21 protein-coding genes are annotated in these 20301 nt (G+C 34.2%); all 21 read right to left on the bottom strand.

Annotation, left to right across the window (positions count from 1 at the left end; genetic code table 11):
- Nucleotides 1–96 precede the first annotated feature (96 nt).
- The 21 genes from manA to spoIID all read right to left on the bottom strand — a co-directional run bounded on the left by manA (nt 97) and on the right by spoIID (nt 20216).
- Nucleotides 97–1044, bottom strand: coding sequence for a mannose-6-phosphate isomerase, class I (gene manA / locus LMD38_RS00500; protein WP_000285522.1), 948 nt, complete (start codon nt 1042–1044; stop codon nt 97–99).
- A 36-nt stretch (nt 1045–1080) separates the two neighbouring features.
- Nucleotides 1081–2454 (bottom strand): sugar phosphate nucleotidyltransferase, encoded by a 1374-nt coding sequence (locus LMD38_RS00495; protein ID WP_228920081.1) that lies wholly within the window; start codon nt 2452–2454, stop codon nt 1081–1083.
- Nucleotides 2455–2501: 47 nt separating this feature from the next.
- Nucleotides 2502–3629 carry a glycosyltransferase family 4 protein gene (locus LMD38_RS00490; RefSeq protein WP_000684574.1) on the bottom strand — a complete coding sequence of 376 codons (1128 nt, stop codon included), beginning with the start codon at nt 3627–3629 and terminating at the stop codon, nt 2502–2504.
- Between the two features lie 14 nt (nt 3630–3643).
- Nucleotides 3644–4729, bottom strand: a complete 1086-nt coding sequence (locus tag LMD38_RS00485; protein WP_228920080.1) for a glycosyltransferase family 4 protein — start codon at nt 4727–4729, stop codon at nt 3644–3646.
- 15 nt (nt 4730–4744) lie between these two features.
- Nucleotides 4745–6049: a hypothetical protein gene (locus LMD38_RS00480; RefSeq protein WP_000375150.1), complete on the bottom strand. Its 1305-nt coding sequence runs from the start codon at nt 6047–6049 to the stop codon at nt 4745–4747.
- Nucleotides 6050–6076: 27 nt separating this feature from the next.
- Entirely contained in the window at nt 6077–6910 is an 834-nt protein-coding gene (locus LMD38_RS00475) for a glycosyltransferase family 2 protein (protein ID WP_000703598.1), read from the bottom strand.
- A 63-nt stretch (nt 6911–6973) separates the two neighbouring features.
- Nucleotides 6974–7639, bottom strand: a complete 666-nt coding sequence (locus LMD38_RS00470) for a sugar transferase (protein WP_012644719.1) — start codon at nt 7637–7639, stop codon at nt 6974–6976.
- 27 nt (nt 7640–7666) lie between these two features.
- Complete coding sequence (gene galU / locus LMD38_RS00465; RefSeq protein ID WP_228920079.1) at nt 7667–8539, bottom strand: UTP--glucose-1-phosphate uridylyltransferase GalU; 873 nt, start codon at nt 8537–8539, stop codon at nt 7667–7669.
- Nucleotides 8540–8778: 239 nt separating this feature from the next.
- Nucleotides 8779–9546: a tyrosine-protein phosphatase gene (locus LMD38_RS00460; protein WP_228920078.1), complete on the bottom strand. Its 768-nt coding sequence runs from the start codon at nt 9544–9546 to the stop codon at nt 8779–8781.
- Between the two features lie 108 nt (nt 9547–9654).
- Nucleotides 9655–10356 (bottom strand): CpsD/CapB family tyrosine-protein kinase, encoded by a 702-nt coding sequence (locus LMD38_RS00455; protein WP_001207168.1) that lies wholly within the window; start codon nt 10354–10356, stop codon nt 9655–9657.
- A complete protein-coding gene (locus tag LMD38_RS00450; protein WP_000393168.1) occupies nt 10346–11089 on the bottom strand; it encodes a YveK family protein in 744 nt (247 codons plus the stop codon). Before LMD38_RS00450 ends, LMD38_RS00455 begins: the two co-directional genes overlap by 11 nt.
- Before the next feature lie 286 nt (nt 11090–11375).
- Nucleotides 11376–12053, bottom strand: a complete 678-nt coding sequence (locus LMD38_RS00445; RefSeq protein ID WP_228920077.1) for a CpsD/CapB family tyrosine-protein kinase — start codon at nt 12051–12053, stop codon at nt 11376–11378.
- Nucleotides 12054–12421: 368 nt separating this feature from the next.
- Nucleotides 12422–12856: a 3-hydroxyacyl-ACP dehydratase FabZ gene (fabZ, locus tag LMD38_RS00440; protein ID WP_000931954.1), complete on the bottom strand. Its 435-nt coding sequence runs from the start codon at nt 12854–12856 to the stop codon at nt 12422–12424.
- A gap of 421 nt (nt 12857–13277) precedes the next feature.
- Nucleotides 13278–14279 carry a rod shape-determining protein gene (gene mreB / locus LMD38_RS00435; protein ID WP_000457987.1) on the bottom strand — a complete coding sequence of 334 codons (1002 nt, stop codon included), beginning with the start codon at nt 14277–14279 and terminating at the stop codon, nt 13278–13280.
- 161 nt (nt 14280–14440) lie between these two features.
- Nucleotides 14441–14713, bottom strand: a complete 273-nt coding sequence (spoIIID, locus tag LMD38_RS00430) for a sporulation transcriptional regulator SpoIIID (RefSeq protein ID WP_000544012.1) — start codon at nt 14711–14713, stop codon at nt 14441–14443.
- A gap of 307 nt (nt 14714–15020) precedes the next feature.
- Complete coding sequence (locus tag LMD38_RS00425; protein ID WP_000008903.1) at nt 15021–15155, bottom strand: hypothetical protein; 135 nt, start codon at nt 15153–15155, stop codon at nt 15021–15023.
- 140 nt (nt 15156–15295) lie between these two features.
- Nucleotides 15296–16201: a stage II sporulation protein SpoIIQ gene (locus LMD38_RS00420; RefSeq protein WP_228920075.1), complete on the bottom strand. Its 906-nt coding sequence runs from the start codon at nt 16199–16201 to the stop codon at nt 15296–15298.
- Between the two features lie 161 nt (nt 16202–16362).
- Nucleotides 16363–17067 (bottom strand): ABC transporter permease, encoded by a 705-nt coding sequence (locus LMD38_RS00415; protein ID WP_073530493.1) that lies wholly within the window; start codon nt 17065–17067, stop codon nt 16363–16365.
- Entirely contained in the window at nt 17067–17909 is an 843-nt protein-coding gene (locus LMD38_RS00410; RefSeq protein ID WP_000170839.1) for an ABC transporter ATP-binding protein, read from the bottom strand. The genes LMD38_RS00415 and LMD38_RS00410 overlap by 1 nt, the downstream gene beginning before the upstream one ends.
- 180 nt (nt 17910–18089) lie before the next feature.
- Entirely contained in the window at nt 18090–19097 is a 1008-nt protein-coding gene (locus tag LMD38_RS00405) for a LytTR family transcriptional regulator DNA-binding domain-containing protein (RefSeq protein WP_228920073.1), read from the bottom strand.
- Nucleotides 19098–19196: 99 nt separating this feature from the next.
- Nucleotides 19197–20216, bottom strand: coding sequence for a stage II sporulation protein D (gene spoIID, locus LMD38_RS00400; protein WP_228920071.1), 1020 nt, complete (start codon nt 20214–20216; stop codon nt 19197–19199).
- Between the last annotated feature and the right edge of the window lie 85 nt (nt 20217–20301).

Raw genomic sequence — 20301 nt, 5'->3', positions numbered from 1 at the left:
GCTTATAATTACAAATAAAATACTAAGACTTCTTCATTATATTATAGCAATAATACTAAATGATAAAGTGAAATCACAAAATTAATGTGACCTACCCTACGGATGAGAGACCATTAAAGTCACATTTCCTTTTACAACAAAACTTTCAATTCCGGCTGGAAGGATAAAATGATCTCCTTTTTTTATACTAAATTCACCACTTACAGTTCTCAACATAGCTTCGCCTTCAATTACACTTGCTAATTGAAATGGTTGATTCTGTTGAAAAGATGCTTCCTCTTGAATCTCCCATTTATAAACAGAAAAATACTTTTCTTGTACATATCTAGTAACAATAGCACCATTCTCTTTTTCAATTTCAGGATAAACTTGATAATCATCATGAGGAATCATCGATACAGCAATTGATTTTTCAACATGTAGATCTCGCTTGTTTCCATCACTATCCATACGATCATAATCATACACACGATATGTTGTATCTGAACTTTGCTGTGTCTCTAATACTAATGTTCCTTCACATAGCGCATGGATGGTTCCGCTTGGTACATAGAAAAAATCTCCGGGTTTAATTGGTATTCGACGTAGTAATCGATTCCACTCGTTATTTTCAATTCTGCTCTTAAATTCTTCTTTAGTTTGAGCAGTATGCCCGTACACCATTTCAGCATTTTTTTTACAGTCAATAATATACCAACATTCTGTTTTCCCTAACTCACCATTTTCATGGATATTTGCAAATTCATCATTAGGGTGTACTTGTACAGATAAATCTTTTTTTGCATCTAAAATTTTAGTTAATAAAGGGAATTGCTCAGCTTTATAGTTTCCGAATAATCCCCTATGTTTATCCCATAGTTGCTTTAATGTTAAACCTCTATATTTACCGCTCTTTACAATACTTGGTCCATTGAAATGAGCAGAAATTCCCCAGCATTCCCCAGTTGTTTGTGAAGGTAAATCATAATTAAATCCTTTTAGAGCTTCCCCTCCCCAAATTCGTTCCTGTAATACTGGTTGAAAAAATAATGGTTCTCTATACAAAATAATTCCACCTCTAGCTGCTTTTACTACTAATTTTTACTTCTTTAAATAACAAACTTCCTCTATTTCGTTCCAATGCATATAAATTCGAACAATATCTTCCTCAACTAATTCGCTACCTGATTGCACTTCAATAAACTCTAAGTCTGTAACAGCTTTGATTGCATGCTTCTGTCCAGGTTGAATTTCTAATACATCCCCAGAACGAACAACTCGTATTTCATCATCTAATACGAAAATACCTTCACCTTTTACAATTGTCCAAACTTCACTTCGATTATTATGATATTGATAGCTTAGATTTTTACTAGCTGTAATGCCTATACGTTTCGTTAATACTTCATTTCCATCATCATATTTAGTGTGATCTAGTACACGATACCAGCCCCAGCGACGTTCTTCATACATTGGTCTTTGATCCCAATCCCCCACTAATTCTTTCACTCGAGGGCTTGCATCTTTTTCTGAAACTAAAATACCATCTGGACTAACCGCTACAATTATATTAGAGAGACCTAATACCGAAACTGGTATATCTAACTCATTAATAATATGATTTTGCTCACACTCAACTCCCATATTTCCTTTACCGAGGATATTCGTCCCCATTTCTTCTGTAAGAGTATTCCAAGTTCCAAGATCTTTCCATGGACCGTTATAAGGAAGCGCAACAATATTTTCTGTTTTCTCTACTACTTCATAGTCAAAACTTATCTTTGGTAAAGTTTCATATTGTTGAACTAACACATCATATTGAACTGGAAGTCCTTTTTGATCTAATAGGGAGATAATTTTATCTAATTTAAATGCAAATACACCACTGTTCCAAAGTGCATTTTGTTTTAGTAAATCTTCCGCCTCAGCAGTAGCTGGCTTTTCTTTAAAATGACTTACTTGAATAAGTTCCTGTGTGCTTTTCTCTACATTCGGAACAATATAACCGTATTTTTCAGATGGATATGTAGGAGTAATCCCCATTAAACCTAGATCTGCATTTGAAGAGTTTAGTGTCTTTTCCAAATCCAATAGCCTTTCAAAGAAACTATTTTCTACATATGGATCTACTGGTAATACACCTATAACCTCTTCCAGATCAACGTGCTCTTTAGAATATAAATACGAAGCAGCAAGAGCGATTGCCGGGAATGTATCACGTCGTTCTGGCTCAATAATAATAGGTACACCATTTCCTAGCTGACTATTAATCATATCTACTTGAGATTTACTTGTAGCAATAACTGCATCATTTTCAATCCCTAAACTTTTCAATTGTCCCCATACTCTTTGAACCATTGATTGCATTTCATCATTTTCATTTTTAAGTACTTTTAAAAATTGCTTAGAACGCGAATCATTTGATAATGGCCAGAGACGTTTTCCTGAACCACCAGATAATAATATTAATTTCATATTTCCACTCCCTTACCAAAAATAAAAAAGGTGAAGATACTATCTCCTCACCCTAGAAATTTTTCTTTATATTTTTCCTCTACAATACTTCTAATCTCTTCTCTAAATCTCTCTGGAGAAAATCTTATAGCATTCTCCCTACAGTTAGATGGAGTAAACTTATCATAGCTTTTTTCAAATTCATTAATCTTCTCAATAATACTTTCAACAGTCTGCTCTTTAAAGAATAGACCAGTGGGTTTCTCATGATTTAAATCTAAAACAGTTTCTGTAGCTCCACCCTTACCATATGTAATAACAGGTGTACCACAAGCCTGTGCCTCAACTGGCGTAATACCAAAATCCTCTTCTGCAGCAAAGACAAATGCTTTTGCACGCTGCATATGACTTTTTAACACTTCAAATGATTGATAACCTAGAAGTTGAACATTGCTTTTAGCTTTTGCTTTCACCTTCTCAAAATCTGGTCCATCTCCGATTACAATCAATTTTTTATCTGGCATATGTGAAAAAGCTTCAACAATTAAATCAATTTTCTTATATGGTACCATACGTGATGCAGTTATATAAAAATCTTCTTTTTTCTCATGCAGTGTAAACGCAGAAATATCAACAGGTGGATAAATGACATCCGATTCTCTTCTATACACTTTCCATATTCTACGCCCAATAAACTTAGAGTTACCAATAAAATAGTCTACGCCATTTGCAGTTCGGTAATCCCAATTTCTTATTTTATGTAAAATAGATTTTGTTAACAGTCCCTTAAGGCCTTTTTCCAATTTTGCCTCTTTTAAATATTGATGCTGTAAATCCCATGCATAACGAATAGGTGAATGTACATACGATATATGCAATTGATCTGGTCCTGTTAAGACCCCTTTTGCTACAGCATGAGAACTAGAAAGAATAACATCATACTTTGATAAATCTAACTGTTCAATTGCTAAAGGCATTAAAGGAAGATAATTTCTGTACTTTTTCTTAGCAAAAGGTAGTTTCTGAACAAATGTTGTACTAACCTTTTTATTCTTGATAAATCCACGATCTTTTTCATCTAAAAAATCTACTAGACTAAATATATCTGCTTCTGGAAAAACTTCAAGCATTTGTTCTAATACTTTTTCCGCACCAGCGTATGTTACTAACCAGTCATGAACGATAGCTATTTTCATACTCCAAAATTCTCCTATGCTAATTCTTTAATATAATTTATTAAAATTCTAGCAGCTAAGCTCCAACGATATTCTTTAGAAAATTCAAGGGCTTTGCTAGCTCGATTCACACGTAATATCTTATTTTCATATACTGATTCAATCTTATTAAGAAGGTCTTCTGGACTATTAGGATCAAAATAAATTGCATGCTCCTTACATATCTCAGGTATAGATGCTGCGTTAGATGCAATAACTACACACCCCATACGCATAGCTTCTAATGGGGGCAATCCAAACCCTTCGTATAATGAAGGGAATATAAAAATTCTCGCATTTTTATATAGAGCAACTAATTCCTCATCTGTCACATATCCTACCCATTTTATATTATGCCCAACTGAACTAGCCCCATCAGCAAAGATACCTGTTTGATTTCCACCTGCAATAACTACTTTTCCACTAAATCTCTTTGATTTAGCCAGTGCTTCTCCTATTACCCTAAAGTTTTTATTTGGATTCATACTACTAACCGCCAATATATAGTCATCTGCTTCCAAATCATTTTTACTAAGAATTTTTTCATCTGGATTAATATCGACTACATGATCTACACCATTGTAAATAACCCCTAATTTATTATCCATTTTTGGATAATACCTTAAAAGCTCTTCCTTTGAAAAATTAGAAACTGTGACAATTTTTCTAGAATTCCTTGAAAATTGTTTATATAGAAGTTTATACCAAAGTACAAACTTTTTTGAAAATCCTTCTGGTGCACTGCAAATAGCAGCATCATGAATCATAACTAATTGATTTTTCTTAATCATAGGTCCTGTATTGCATAGATTAATTAATAATTCTTTCTTCACAAATAAAGGCAGTTCAATTTGTTCCCATAAGTGTCCTTTTAGTATCCCTATAGATCTAATTTCTATATTTTTAAAAACTACATCTCTACATTCACAATTTGGAACCAAAATAATTATTTTATATTGACTAAAAATATTGCTTTTATTTAAAGTAATATCTAACTCTTTTACTATCTGTTCTGCGACTCTTTGCACGCCAGTTACATTTTGCGTTAAAAATCTACCATTTATATATATATTTTTTTTCATTTTTAGCATCCTATTTTACATTTTATTTGTTTTTTGAACTTTCATCAAAAACATTCTGATAAATACATAAGTATATATACCGAAAAATATAGTTACCCATAAATCAGTTCTTCCTAATAAACTTAAATATGAAAAGAAAATAACTGCCGCAAGAGGGGACCTTTTAGAAATCATAAACACAATGGTATTTATTACAACATAAATCAATCCAAAAAATACATAACCATTCTCATTAAAGTTTAATACAGCTTCCCCAATTGGATGTGCTGCAATACCAACATTGGTAAGCCCTAAATTAAATGTACTTAGCCCTAAAGGAATATATTCCTTTGGTCTAAGCATTCCCGGTAATAAGGACCAAAATCCAGCTTGGTATCCTGAGGTTTCTACTATATTTCTTTTGGCTTCACTACCTAATACTTCAAAGATAAAATGTGAATACTGAGGTAATATAAATTCATGAAAGGACATTATTAAATTATCAAATCCAACCCATCCTTCTCTCAATAAAGGTAGTAGCAATAATAACAATACAGCAAAGACACCTAATACCATTTTCTTCATCCTAGAAATACCACTAAATAGAAAAACAGCTATTATACATATATATATTTCCTTTCGGGCTCCTACCAATAATAGTGGTAGCCAAGCAAACAACACAATATTTAAAATAATGAACTTCTTTCCATATTCAATTTGTTTATTAATAACATACGTTATTAATATTATACTTAAAGGAATCATAACAATTTGATGATAAAATCCTACTTGTTCAAACAAAATCGTAGCATAAACTCGAGGGTTCTCTAATAAAGCTTTTATACCTATTACAAATATTATCCTATACCAAAAATATAATCCCATTATACCTAAAAGAGCCAACATCATTTTTAATTTACCATATGGTAAATTAAAAATGATGTTAATAAATTCTCTTTCAATAAAACTAACATCTGGAAATTTCAACATCATTTTTAATAATAATAAAGTTAAATGGCATACAATAATAACAACCAAACTTTTACTAGTTACTTCAAATATAATGTACTGAGGAATTTCAAAGTACATAAAACCTAAGGAAGCTGCTATAAAAGCCGATACTGAATACAATGAAATAAACATAGTTATTATACCAATTAACCCTATACTACTTTTAGGAGAAATCAAAATTTGAAAACCTAAGACAAATAACCATACTAGGCTCATTTGTAATAAGTTACTTTCATTAATATCTACAGATACATACCAAACTATCATTAAAATATTAATAAAGACCAAAATTAAATTAAGTAAGATTTTATTAAAAGCCTTTCGATCCATATATTCTCATCCTTATGATAAATGTTCTTATCTTGCTAAATACCCTTTTATTCGCCCTTTAAACGAAGCATAATAATATTTCATTTTCCCTATACTGTATATAGATATAAAAATACCTATTCCTGCTTTTATAATTGCTTCAAATTTTTTCAAAGGATGATAATTATGCTTATTCAAAACTCTTAAATAACCTGCTCCATAATAATAAGCACGTTTACAGGTTTTTTCATTATATTCAATTAATGGATTTTCATGTAAAACTATAATTTTAGGTACATAATACCCTTTAAACCCCGCTCCTAAGCACCTTAATATAAAGTCAGTTTCCTCTCCTGATCCAAATATAGTCCCTGATCCAGCCCCTAATTCTTCATCAAATCCACTTACTCTTTCTAATATCTCTTTTTTACAAAATAGTGTAACTGATACTCCACATACCCATGCATTATTTTTATTAATCTCGCAAGGCTTTTCATTAAATTTACTAACAGAAATATTTCCATTATCATCATTACACATACCCGTCACAAAATGGTATTGAGGGTTTTCCTTTAGAAAGTCCATCACTTCTTGTAGTGTATTCTCTCTATACTTACAATCATCATCTGGGAATGCAACAATATCCCCTTCAACCTTTTCCAATCCTATATTTCTTGCTTTAGATAAGCCAGGACTAGATTTAATATATTTAATGGTAAATAGTTTTTTATATCCTTCAATTAGATTTTCTACTCTATCATGTTCATTCTGATCGACCACTATCAATTCAAAATTATTGTATGTTTGTTTTTTTAGAGATTCTAAAAAAAGCCTGATATCCTCCAACCTACCAATAGTTGCCATCACTAGAGATATTTTCATAAAATATGTCTCCTTAACTAAATGTCTCTTACAATTAAATCTGAATTACACATGTTATATTCATTAATAAGCACCTTTCCTCATTACAACTTGTATTGCTGTTAAAACAAGGATTTTTAAATCTAGCAATATAGATTGATTATCCACATAATATAATTCTATATCAACTCTCTCTGGATATCCTATATCGCTCCGACCACTAACCTGCCAATAGCCTGTCACCCCAGGTTTAGCTGATAAAAACTTTTCTTTTTTCTCTCCGTACTCTAATAGTTCTTCTTCTACTACAGGTCGAGGCCCTACTAAACTCATCTCACCTTTTATTACATTAATAAATTGTGGCAACTCATCTAAACTAGTTTTACGTAAAAATTTCCCTATTCCAGTTATTCTAGGGTCCTCATGCGGTTCTAGTTTATAATTATTTTCTATGTACTTTGTATATAATTTTTTGTCTTCTTTAAGTTTTTTATCTGCATTGATAACCATAGATCTGAATTTATATATATAAAATACTTTTCCGTTTCTTCCAATTCTCTTTTGTTTAAAAAATACTGGCCCTCTCCCATCACCAAATCCATACAATATAGGAATCAAAATGAAAAATGGTGAGAAAATTATAAATCCAATAATAGCACCTAAAATATCTACTCCCCTCTTCATAACAGCATTCATTACATTTTGTTTAGAAATACTTTCATCTTTATTTATTACATAGGTTTTATTCATTTTTGGTTCGCCCAAATCTTTCACTCCTTAACGATCATTATTTAATTTTTTTTTGATAAACTCTAAGAGATTTTGCCTTAATTCCCTATTTTTTAATGCCAATTCAACTGTTGTTTTAATAAACCCTAGCTTTTCCCCAACATCATAACGAGTTCCTTCAAAATCATAAGCAAACACACGTTGAATTTCATTTAATCTTTGAATTGCATCTGTTAACTGAATCTCTCCACCAGCACCCGTTTGTTGATTCTCTAGGAACACAAAAATTTCTGGCGTTAACACGTAACGACCCATAATTGCTAAATTTGATGGTGCTGTACCTTCTGCTGGCTTTTCAACAAATTGACGTACTTGATAACGACGATTGTTTTGTTCAACTGGATCGATAATACCATAACGATGTGTTTCATTTTCAGGTACTGTTTGTACACCGATAACTGATGATTGTGTACCTTCATATTGATCCATTAATTGACGTAAACATGGCGTTTCTGCTTGTACAATATCATCGCCAAGTAATACGGCAAATGGTTCATTTCCAATGAATTTACGTGCACACCATACTGCGTGTCCCAGGCCTCTCGGTTCCTTTTGTCTTATGTAATGAATGTTAATTCTTGAAGAAGCTTGTACTTTCTCAAGCATTTCATACTTACCTTTTTCTAAAAGGTTTTGTTCTAGTTCAAATGAATGATCAAAATGATCTTCAATCGCGCGTTTTCCTTTTCCAGTAACAATAATAATATCTTCAATTCCTGATTCTATCGCTTCTTCTATTATGTATTGAATTGTTGGTTTATCGACGATAGGTAACATTTCTTTCGGCATTGCTTTCGTTGCTGGTAAAAATCTCGTCCCAAGACCAGCAGCTGGAATAATTGCTTTTCTTACTTTGTTCAAATATATCCCCCACATTTTTATATTTATATGTAACAATAACAAAAACCCTACCTATAAGGTCATAATTATAACTCCATAGGTAGAGTTTCTATCATAAATAAATTATTGGGCATCTAACCCATCCTCACACCATACTCCCGACAACAAGCGTCTAAGGTAGGCATGAAATACAATTTCTACCCACAGTACGACCGAGTGCCTCCATTGATAACGGTTAGGAGACATCACCAATTCTTTATTTAAAAAATACCGAACAATTTTTTGCGTCGAATTTGTTCTGGATCTTCTTTATAAATTGCTTTACCACTAATGATTAAATACGGATTCTCTCTTAAATCATTCATAACAGTTGCGCCGAATTCTTTCTCTATAAGTGCATAACTTTCTGCTAGATGAAATCCTCTTGATGTTGTATTATGTGCATCCGATGCAATCATATGGGTTAAATTATGTTCCACAAGCTGCAATGAAAATTTTTTGATTTTTTTACCAAACTTACCTAGTAAACTACCTGCCGTTACTTGTGTTAATGCACCTTTATTAACAAGGTTATATAACTTAGCTGGTCGCTCGATTAACTCGGCATTACGTTCAGGGTGAACGATAATTGGGATCATTCCTTTTACACGTAGTTCATACAAAAGTTGTTCTGCATAACGAGGTACATGATTAGATGGAAATTCAATGAATATGTATTTGTTTGTTTCATTTAACGTAACGATTTTACCAGCTTCATAGTCTTCTAATAAATCACCGTATAACCTGACCTCCTGCCCTGGTAAAACTTTCAGCGGGATTTCATGTTTTTCTAATTCATCATTTAATTGCTTCACTTGATGAATAATAGAAGTACGCTCATTTACATATTTTCCATTTTGATGATGTGGTGTTGCGACAATTGTATGTATTCCTTCTGCCACAGCTTGTTGCGCCATCGCTAAACTATCTGTTACTGTCTGTGCACCATCATCGATGCCATGTAAAATGTGACAATGTAAATCAATCATTTATTTTCCTCCCTCTCTCATAGTAATCTTTTTCCCCTTGAATATGAGACTTCACTCATATTCAAGGGGAAAAAGGAGATATGTTCCTGCCATATCTCACTCTTTTAATTAATTAGTACCGTAGTAATAATATAAGCTTTGTTCGCGCTCACGATCGTTCAGGACGACGCCTAACAGTTTACCTTTTGCTGATTCTAATAAAGCTTTCGCCTTTACTGCGGTTTCTTTCTCTGTCAATTCACTACGAACGACAAGAATAGAAGCATCACATACATTTGCCATAATTTGCGCATCGGTAACGGCTAAAATCGGTGGTAAATCAAAAATGATCAAATCGTACATACTGTATGCTTGTGCAAGAAGCTCTTGCATCGACTTCGAACCTAATAACTCTGCCGGATTAGGTGGAATTGGACCACAAGCTAAAAAGTGCAGATTATCAACTGATGTTGTTTGTACACATTTCTCTAAACGTTCACTATGTGTTAATACGTTCGTCAATCCGAAAATATTATCTACTTGAAACATTTGATGCATCGCTGGTTTGCGCATATCTGCATCAATTAATAATACTTTCTTTCCTTGTTGGGCAAACACGACTGCCATATTCGCTGTTGTCGTTGTTTTCCCTTCACTCGGGTTCGCAGATGTTACCATTAATGAATGTAAATTCGTATCAACAGCTGCAAATTCGATATTCGTTCGAATATTACGATATTGTTCTGAAATTGGTGATTTCGGTTGTTGATGAGCAATTAATTGACGACGTTGACGATGATTCTTTTTCTTTTTAAATAAATTAAGAGCCAATTGTTTGTCCCCTCACTTTTCTTGATGATGGAGCATGTGATTTCACATTTGTTGTTTCTTCATCCATACGAGCTACAATACCTAACACTGGTAAACCAAGTAAGTTTTCTACATCTTCTTCTTTTTTTACTGTATTATCTAAGTATTCTAGTAAGAATGAAAGACCAACTGCAGCCATTAAGCCAACAACGAAGGCAATTGCCACATTTAACATTGGACGTGGTTTAATTGGAGATTGATTTTCCGTAACTTCTGCTTTGGACAGTACTGTTACGTTATCCACGTTCATAATTTTTGCAACTTCACCTTTAAATACATCTGCAGTAGCATTTGCAATATCGCGAGCTAAACTTGGACTTTTATCTTGCGCAGTTACTGTTACAACTTGCGAATCTTTTTCATTCGCAACCTCAATTTTTTTATTTAGGTCCTGAATTGTTATATTTAATCCTAGTTTCGACTTCACTTGATCTAAAATAACAGGACTTTTAATAATAACTTTATATGTATTCGTTAGTTGAATATTTGACTGAATTTCCCCCAACTGAATAGCTGTCCCTTCTTGTTTCTTTTGGTTAACAAGAATTTGCGTAGAAGATTGATAGATTGGTGTCATAAAGAAGAAGCTAATGATAGCACTTACTATAGCGGCACCAAAGGCGATTATGAGGATCATTGCTAGACGCTTTTTTAAGATAAGAAATAACTCTTTCAAACTAATTGTTTCTTCCATAAGTTCCTCCAACTTTCTAAAATTTGCACATAAGAAAAATTATAACATATTCATCTTACATTTTTTTATTTTAATAAATTATTTAATACGAGCTCATAACAAACAAATATAATCTTACAAAATAATCTTAAATATGACAACACATTCCATCGATTTCCCAAAACTTCCATTATATCATTATTTTCATATAATTAAATAAAAAATTAATAAAAAATTAATAAAAAATTCAAAAAAGCCGATAAAAATATTTATCAGCTTTTAAATTTACTATTACATACATTATTTTCTAACAATATCCATATTGTTCCTTTTCTTCCCTCTTATCATTTAAAACAACACCAAGTAATTTACCAGAAGCTTTGTCTAATATTTGCTTCGCTTTTACGATTTTATCTTTTTCTGTTTTTTCACTACGTACAACCAGTACGATTCCATCGCATTTGTTCGCTAAGAGTTGTGCATCGGTAACCGCAAGGACTGGTGGTGTGTCGATTAAAATAATATCAAACATGTTATACGCTTCTAGTAATAGCTCGTCCATTGCCCGGCTACCTAATAGTTCAGCTGGGTTTGGCGGGATTGGTCCTGAAGCCATTAAGTATACGTTCTCTATATCTGTTTTTTGAATGCATTGCATCAATTTTGCTTGTCCTGATAATAGGTTCGTTAATCCATTTGAACTGTGAATGGCAAATAAGTTTTGAATCGTCGGCTTACGTAAGTCAGCCCCGATTAGTAAGACTTTCTTTCCTTGTTGTCCAAAAACAACTGCTAAGTTCGCAATTGTCGTTGTTTTCCCCTCGCCTGGATCTGCCGAAGTAACAATAATAGAACGAACATGATTATCTACAGATGTAAATTCAATATTTGTACGGATGTTACGGTACTGTTCCGTAATGCGTGACTTAGGCTCTTTATGTGTAATTAATTGTCGTAATGGTTTTCTTTTTTTTCTCCCGAACATGGTATGATCTCCTCTTTTCAAAATGCGACACTTTCCCCTTTATCTCTCTATGTTCGATATGCTACGCTCATTTTTCATTTGTTTATACTGTTAATTTTCCCCATCACTTTCCTCTACACTTCATCATAACCAATCATAATAAGTTTTGTCCTATCTCATACCCTTTATAATGTGACAACCGCGTCTCTATTTTTATCGCGCTATCATTTATCTTAATTTCAAGATATTTATAGCGTCATTATATACGAAGTTCCATTCATTTACAACAAGAATTCTGATTAATCTGTACTTTAATGTTTCGGACAAAAAATATATGAATGAAAAAAAATTCTCCTGCATGTTGCAGAAGAATTTTTTTTCATTCACATCTATTCTTTTTTATCACCAATCGCAAATGTAATTTCAGCTTCACATGCAACTTCACCATCTACTGTTGCGATTGCTTTTCCTTTTCCGATTGGACCACGTACACGTGTCATTTCTACTTCTAGACGAAGTTGATCACCTGGACGTACTTGTTTTTTGAAACGACAATTGTCGATACCTGCGAAGAAAGCAAGTCTTCCGCAGTTTTCTTCTTTCTTTAATACAGCAACTGCTCCAACTTGTGCTAATGCTTCTACAATAAGTACACCGGGCATAACTGCGTAGTCAGGAAAGTGCCCGTTAAAGAATTCTTCGTTTGCGGATACATTTTTAATTCCAACCGCTCTTTTTCCTTCATCTACTTCTAATATTTTATCAACAAGTAAAAATGGATAGCGGTGAGGAATGATTTCTTTAATTTGTTCTATATTTAGCATATCACAATCGCCCCTTTTGTAATAATGGTCTTACCACTTGGACATATTGTCTATTATCCCATTTTGTTTATTGTTTGTCATTATAAAGTGAAACTTTACTTCCTATTTATAAAAAAATGCATACACTCTATTTTCTTAAAATAGTTGCATATCCTTGCAACTGACACGGAGGTAGAAAAGAGTGTATGCCCAGATTAGGGAAAGGCAATATGTATTTGAACATGATTTGCCTTAATGTCGTATTCGACTCATTATATTATAAACGTTTTCAAATACGGAAATATTAAATTTAACCATATATATGAATATTTTACCTATATTCTTTGTTTTTCTTTATTTTTCTTCTATTTTCTCAATAAATCAAAATACAAAAATAAAAATAAAAAAAAGAACTAAGGCTTACACCTTAGTTCCTTTCACTTTATCGTAAAGCACGCTTTGGTAATCTATCGATATTCTCTAACATAATACCTGTACCAACCGCAACGCAGTGCATTGGGTTTTCAGCAATTAATACTGGTACTTTTAGTTCTTCTGCTAGAAGCATGTCGATACCGTGTAGTAAAGCTCCACCGCCTGTTAGAATCACACCGCGGTCGATGATGTCCGCTGATAGTTCTGGTGGTGTGCGCTCTAGTACGCCTTTTGCAGCTTGTACAATAACAGCCGCATTTTCTTTTAATGCTTCTGTAATTTCTTCTGAGCATACTGTAATTGTACGTGGTAAACCTGTTACCATGTCACGTCCGCGAATTTCAAGTTCTTCGCTACGTGCACCTGGGAATACTGTACCAACTTTAATTTTAATATCTTCTGAAGTACGTTCTCCAATTAATAGCTTATACTTACGTTTAATGTAGTTTAAGATCTCCATATCAAACTTATCGCCAGCCATTTTGATAGAGGAAGAGGTAACAATATCACCCATAGATAGTACAGCGATATCTGTTGTACCTCCACCAATATCAACAACCATGTTACCGCTTGGTTGGAAGATTTCCATACCAGCACCAACTGCGGCTACTTTTGGTTCTTCTTCTAAAAATACCGTTTTACCACCTGAACGTTCAGCAGCCTCACGAATTGCTTTTTGTTCTACTGATGTGATATTTGTTGGACAACAAATTAAAATGCGAGGTTTTGAAAAGAAGCTCTTTACGTCCAATTTGTTAATGAAATACTTTAACATCGCTTCTGTAATTTCGAAATCTGCGATTACACCATCTTTTAGTGGACGAATGGCTACAATATTACCAGGCGTACGTCCCACCATACTTCTTGCTTCTTCACCTACTGCTAATACTTTACCTGTGTTACGATCAATAGCAACAACAGATGGCTCATTTAATACAATACCCTTACCTTTAACATGGATTAATACGTTAGCCGTACCTAGGTCAATTCCGATATCTCGCGCAAACATTCCCGTTTTTTCCTCCTCGATATTCAAAATCAGGTTACACCCGAATTCTTTTACACCTAATTTCTGATTTTATCATAAATTTAACAGAAACGTAATATTCGCAAAAAGAATTTTTCTGAAAAATATTACCGAATTGAAACGGAATGTTTGCGATCGCATATTTATTGACGTACCGGCTTTTCTACATCTTCTTTTCTATACTTTTGTTTTGTTGCTTCTCCGCCTCTTAAATGACGAATAGACTTATGATAATCAAGAATTTCTTTCACTTCATTTGCGAGCTCTGGATTAATTTCTGGTAGACGTTCCGTTAAATCTTTATGGACTGTACTCTTTGATACCCCAAATTCCTTTGCAATGACACGCACTGTCTTTCTTGTCTCCACGATATACTTACCAATCTTGATAGTTCTCTCTTTGATGTAATCGTGCACACCACTCGCCTCCCTAAATTGGATGTGAGAAGTGTGAAATGAGCCTCGCTGCATACGACTAAGAAGTAAGTGTGAGTGCTGTTTGTAAGCGTTAAACATTCTTGGATTTATAATGAAATGATTCACGATTTCTCACCTCAAACACTCTCTTTGCTTTGGTTTATACCATTGTATTGCCCGCACTACTGATATATGCTACATGTTCACTATTTTTGCGGACTAAGTTAAGAAAAATTACATTTTTTTGTGAGAAATACGTTAACAGTGACTATTTTGGCGAAAAAAATGACACCTTGTATACAAGGCGTCATTCTTCTCGTTCTAACTCTTCTTCTAACAATTGATGGTGGGGAACCTCTTTCTTACCGGCAATGTAATAATATAAAGTAAATAAAACAAACAATAAAATAATAGCAGTCGACAGAACAAACAAAAATGACACAGTATCCCCTCCTTTTTGTAATATATATTCGTGAATCTCGTCATTTTTCCTTGTTATTGCAACTTTTTTCTCGAAATTGAGTATTTTTATATAGAAATAAAAAAATCAGCTCTCTATTGAGAACTGATTTTTTCACTTTCTTATTCTTGTGAAGAAGAACTGTTAGATGATTCTGTAGAACCATTTGTTGATTTTTCTTCTTTCTTCGGTTCTTCTTTTTTGTCACTAGTTGAACCGCTAGTTGATTTCTCTTCTTTTTGAGACTTGTCTTCTGTTTTACTTTCTGGTTTCGTGCTCGTTGACTTTTCTTCTTTTTGAGATTTGTCATCAGCTTTTTTACCAGAAGCGTTCGTTGCCTTTGCAGCACCTGCATCAGCTTTAATTTCTGCTACTGACTTATTTAAGTAGCGCTCAGGGTTCACAGCCACATTGTCTTTACGTACTTCAAAGTGAACGTGAGAACCTGCTTCTTTATTCATTGCACTTAGACCGGATTTTCCTAATACTTCACCTTGTACAACTCGTGTACCTTTTTCTACTTTTACACTGCCTAAGCTTTGATAAGAAGCTGCTACACCATTTCCGCTATCAACTGTTACAACATAACCAAGAAGTGAATCTTTTTCAGCTTTCGTTACTGTACCACTTAAAGCAGCTGTAACATTGAATTCTTTTCCATTCTTCGCAGCAATGTCAATTCCTTTGTTCGGGGAATATGTGTTGTTATAAAAGACAAGTGCTTTTTCTTGTTCCGCCTCAGTTGCTGCATCTTCATAGAACTTCTTCTGTACCACTACTTCCGCATTAGCAGGAGCTGGCATTTTCACTACTTCTGAAGACTTCGTTACTGGTACTGCTGGATCTTCCGTTTGTGTATACGGCGTTGCTTGATCTTGGTTCGGAGTCTTCTTCGGATTAGCTCCTTGGAACCATAGCGCAACCATTAAAATTACCGCTGCACAAGCAATGTATAGTGCCGGAAATACCCATCTTTTTTGAAATAAATGTACTACCTTTTGCGACTTTTTATTATTTCTTCCTCGCATTCCATCATCACCTCAGCAATCATTTTGAACAATATTCACGCATCCTATACAACCTATAACTAATTACTTTTCGACAAAATCTGTAAAAATATGTATAGGAATTGTAAAATTTCCGAGGAAATGATAGAAAAAAGAAAAAACTGAGCGTTTTGGCTCAGTTTTTAATCTAATTGTTTCTTTTTATACACGATTAAACATGCAATAAGTGAAATAATAAGCCAAGCTCCAACATTTATCATATGTCCACTAATACTACTAAACCCAGCACCCTCTACTAAGCTTTTAATTGCCTTTTCAAGATGAGATGTTGGAAGATAACTAATCATTGTCTTAATTACTTTATTTTCAACCATTGGCTCAAATTGTACAGCTAAATACATCGTCATTAATATCGGCATTCCAATTAGTGATGTTTGTGGGACAGACTCAGCTAGTAATCCAATCATTGTTCCAATTAAAGTAAATAGAATTGTTCCACATAAGAAAACAAATGCTAGTAATAAGAAATTTCCACTTAATTGATCTAAAATGAATAAGTTTACAATAGAAATGCCTAGCGTTAAACATGCTGTTAATATACTTTTCCCAAGAAGAACTTCAACAGAAGAAGCTGGCGATAGCATTAACACACGCAATGTATGTTTTTCTTTTTCCTCTGCGATTACCATCGATTGAACAAACCCAGCAACAAATAGAAAGGCCATTAAAGTAATAATGCCAACCCCTGCCTGTCCTTCTCCAAATCGGCTAAATATAAATGCAAATATAATTGGTAAAGATACCATTAGCAACACTTGTGAATTCGTCTTAAAGTCCTGTACTTCTTTTCTAAAAATAGCTGATACACGTCTCATTGAAAATGTCATTATAATCCCCTCCCAGTAACTTCAATAAAGATATCGCCTAGCGTTGGCTCATAAGAATGAATAGATAATAGTTCTCCTTTTTTCATCCATTCTGAAATGCGTTTTGCACCTAATTCATCTTTTTGTACCGTTTCTTTCTTCTTATCCTTTAACACGACTTGTATTTGATCTTTCGCGTATTGTAAGCGAAGGTTCTCCGGTGTATCAAGCGCTACAATTTCTCCGCCACATAGAAAGGCAATGCGATTACAAAGCGTTTCTGCTTCGTCCATATTGTGAGTCGTTAAGAAAATCGTCGTTCCTTCTTTATTTAAATCCTTTAAGATTTTATGAATGTTTTGTACGTTTACTGGATCAAGTGCAGATGTTGGTTCGTCTAAGAAGAGGATATCTGGTTTATGAAGGATTGCTCTAGCTAATGTAACGCGCTGCTTCATTCCCTTTGATAGTTTCTTTACTAATGTTTTTTTATCATCTAATAAGTTTACTTGCGCTAATACTTCATCGATTCGTTCTTTTTTGCAATCGTATAAGTCACAAAATAATAGTAGATTATCATAAATGCTAAGTCTCTCATATAAACCGCTGTTGTCTGTTAAAATACCAATTCGTTTATAATCGATGCTGCTTGGCCCTGTAATATCTTTCCCTAATACTTTTACCGTTCCAACGCTATGAAGTAATTGAGAAGTTAATATTTTTACTGTTGTTGTTTTCCCAGAGCCACTCGGTCCGAGGAATCCGAAAATCTCTCCTTGCTTCACCTCAATATTTACATTTCGAAGTGCCGTTTTTTCATTGAAGCTTTTCATTACATCTTTCATTTCAATTGCCAATGTCATCTCGTCATCCCCTTTGTTTTTTCTTTTATAGATGAAAGTCGCTTTAGCGCTTTTCGTTTGTTTATTTCGCTTTTCTTGACTCAATCATATAAAAATCAAAGGGTTTACGCAGTAAAATACCAGTAAAAGGAGTATTTTTACCGGTGAATGGATCGTATTTTGAGCTTATTGGAGCACTTTTTATAGCCCAATTACACCTTTCAACTCATCCATTCGTCCTTTCGAAAGCGGAATTGAACTTTTTCTTTCGTCGTCTAAAATTAAGCTGAAACTGTTACGAGTCCAAGTAATTACTTCTCGTACTCTTTGTAAATTCACAAGGTAAGAGCGATGACATCTAAAGAAACCAAAACCTGTTAATCTCGCTTCTAGTTCACTTAATGTTAATGCGCATACGAAATCACCTTCACGAACGTGAATATGTGTTACTCCGTTTTGCGTTTCAATGAAATGGATTTCCATTGGATCTAATAAAATGATTTTATCGTTTACTTTCGCTGGTATTCTTTCTAACTTCATTTGCGGAATCATTTGAACGACTTTTTCTTCATCGATTTCTTCTGCTTCCTCTTGTTCAATTTCTACTTTTTTCACACCATCATTGTTTAATATGTATACATCTTCTGTTAACGAAAGGGCGTCCGATAGGAAAGATGATGTAATAAAAATCGCCTTTCCTTGCTCTTTCATTTTCATAATTGCTTTTCGAATCATAATCGTACTCTCTGTATCTACATTTTGCTCTGGTTCTTCCAAAATAACTAAATCCGGATTATGAATCATAACTCGCCCAATATGAAGACGACGTTTCTCTGAAAATGATAGTTTTTCTATTTTAACGTTTAATTTATCTAAAAGGCCGACATATTGTACAACTTCTTCTATACTCATATTCGATTCATAGAGCCCTATTAAAAACTTAAAGTATTCCTTCACCTTCAAACGATCATATGCCTCATCTTTCAAAAAACAAAAGCCGATGCGAGAATAGTTTTTCTTTCCAATCGACTCTCCCTCAAATAGCACATTGCCAGTTGAAGCTTCTTCCTCACCAATAATAATACGGTGTAACACTTTAGCTGTATGGTTATTACATTGCAAAACAACACATTGCCCCTTCTCAACCTTCAGTTCAACTGCCGGTAACTGGTTCGTCTTCCCTAACTGTTTCAACTCCAGTAACGCCATTTTGTCTCCCCCAAATGCTTTTTATCCTATTATACCAAACAATTAATGGAAAATTATGATATTTTAAACAAAAAAACAGGTGCCAGGATACCCTGACACCTACTTCTTCACCATCAACTTACCTTCATAGTCGTTCATCGTCTTTATTTCAACGCCTTTATAGTAATGAGCGACGATATCTGTATATTTCTTGCCTTCTGCTGCCATGCCGTTCGCTCCGTATTGGCTCATACCAACGCCGTGGCCGAAGCCTTTCGTCGTAACGATGATTTTATCCCCCTGTTGTTTCCACGTGAAGTCGGAAGAACGTAAGTCTAACTTTTCACGAACTTCCTTTCCTGTTAATGTTTTCCCTTGAAATGCTACATCCTTTACGCGCTTTCCTTCCGTAAGATCTTTAATATTTCCAACTTTTCCGTCTGCTAGCACTTTCACGCCGAGACGTTTTTGAAAGTCAGCTACGGTAAAGGTTTGCTCGCTCGTAAATTTCGGAGAGGCTTGATCCCACGGGCTATCTACACTCTTTAAGTACGGATAATCATTTCCCCAGTAATCGGCTGCATTTTCTGTCCGACCATTACTCGTTGAGAAGAATGATGCTGAGATTGGCTTTCCGTCATACGTTAAAATTTGTCCTGCGGTTTTCGAAACAGCTTCTTCGATTTTCTTCAAATTATTTTCATAGTTATTGCCCCATTGTTTTTTCAATTCTTCTTTGCTTTTGTACACTTGATCTTTCACCGTATCTGTCACGTCCGCATTGTTTTTCTTACCTCCGCTTAGCATACGCTGCACGACAAATGTTCTCGCTGCTAATGCCTGCGCCTTTAGCGCCTCTATTTCAAAACTGGCATTCATCTCAGAAGCTACTACACCGGTCACATACTCCTCCATAGGTAATGACTCTACCTTCTTTTGTTTCTCACGATATACAGCAACTTGAACCGCCGTATCCACTTTCCCTGGAGCTGGTATACTTTCTATCGCTGGAGGAGTTTTAGAAGCTGCTTTTTCCTCTACTTTTGCTTTCGCAAACGGAATCACAAGAGCAGCAGGTACAATGATAACGAGCGCTATGAGAAGCGCTACTGTAATAAAAAGTGGCTTTGAAAATTTCATCTTATTTCCCCCAATATAAAGTGAAACTTTAATCAGTGGGGGTTTCCTTCATCCCCCACTGATTATTAGTTGAACCAATCGGGCT

The sequence above is a fragment of the Bacillus pacificus genome, assembly GCF_020861345.1.
GTDB classification, from domain to species: domain Bacteria; phylum Bacillota; class Bacilli; order Bacillales; family Bacillaceae_G; genus Bacillus_A; species Bacillus_A pacificus.
The sequence above is the reverse complement of the archived record's forward strand: the minus strand, read 5'-3'. Positions and strand labels throughout refer to the sequence as shown.

What these genes read in the sequence shown, in the direction of transcription:
- LMD38_RS00410 (WP_000170839.1), bottom strand. Translation starts at nt 17,909, where the DNA reads ATGACATTGGCAATTGAAATGAAAGATGTAATGAAAAGCTTCAATGAA.
- LMD38_RS00495 (WP_228920081.1), bottom strand. Translation starts at nt 2,454, where the DNA reads ATGAAATTAATATTATTATCTGGTGGTTCAGGAAAACGTCTCTGGCCA.
- LMD38_RS00420 (WP_228920075.1), bottom strand. Translation starts at nt 16,201, where the DNA reads ATGCGAGGAAGAAATAATAAAAAGTCGCAAAAGGTAGTACATTTATTT.
- LMD38_RS00485 (WP_228920080.1), bottom strand. Translation starts at nt 4,729, where the DNA reads ATGAAAAAAAATATATATATAAATGGTAGATTTTTAACGCAAAATGTA.
- LMD38_RS00450 (WP_000393168.1), bottom strand. Translation starts at nt 11,089, where the DNA reads ATGGAAGAAACAATTAGTTTGAAAGAGTTATTTCTTATCTTAAAAAAG.
- LMD38_RS00415 (WP_073530493.1), bottom strand. Translation starts at nt 17,067, where the DNA reads ATGACATTTTCAATGAGACGTGTATCAGCTATTTTTAGAAAAGAAGTA.
- LMD38_RS00405 (WP_228920073.1), bottom strand. Translation starts at nt 19,097, where the DNA reads ATGGCGTTACTGGAGTTGAAACAGTTAGGGAAGACGAACCAGTTACCG.
- LMD38_RS00480 (WP_000375150.1), bottom strand. Translation starts at nt 6,049, where the DNA reads ATGGATCGAAAGGCTTTTAATAAAATCTTACTTAATTTAATTTTGGTC.
- LMD38_RS00475 (WP_000703598.1), bottom strand. Translation starts at nt 6,910, where the DNA reads ATGAAAATATCTCTAGTGATGGCAACTATTGGTAGGTTGGAGGATATC.
- spoIID (WP_228920071.1), bottom strand. Translation starts at nt 20,216, where the DNA reads ATGAAATTTTCAAAGCCACTTTTTATTACAGTAGCGCTTCTCATAGCG.
- LMD38_RS00460 (WP_228920078.1), bottom strand. Translation starts at nt 9,546, where the DNA reads ATGATTGATTTACATTGTCACATTTTACATGGCATCGATGATGGTGCA.
- LMD38_RS00470 (WP_012644719.1), bottom strand. Translation starts at nt 7,639, where the DNA reads ATGAATAAAACCTATGTAATAAATAAAGATGAAAGTATTTCTAAACAA.
- fabZ (WP_000931954.1), bottom strand. Translation starts at nt 12,856, where the DNA reads ATGCTAAATATAGAACAAATTAAAGAAATCATTCCTCACCGCTATCCA.
- mreB (WP_000457987.1), bottom strand. Translation starts at nt 14,279, where the DNA reads ATGTTTGCGCGAGATATCGGAATTGACCTAGGTACGGCTAACGTATTA.
- LMD38_RS00445 (WP_228920077.1), bottom strand. Translation starts at nt 12,053, where the DNA reads ATGTTCGGGAGAAAAAAAAGAAAACCATTACGACAATTAATTACACAT.
- LMD38_RS00490 (WP_000684574.1), bottom strand. Translation starts at nt 3,629, where the DNA reads ATGAAAATAGCTATCGTTCATGACTGGTTAGTAACATACGCTGGTGCG.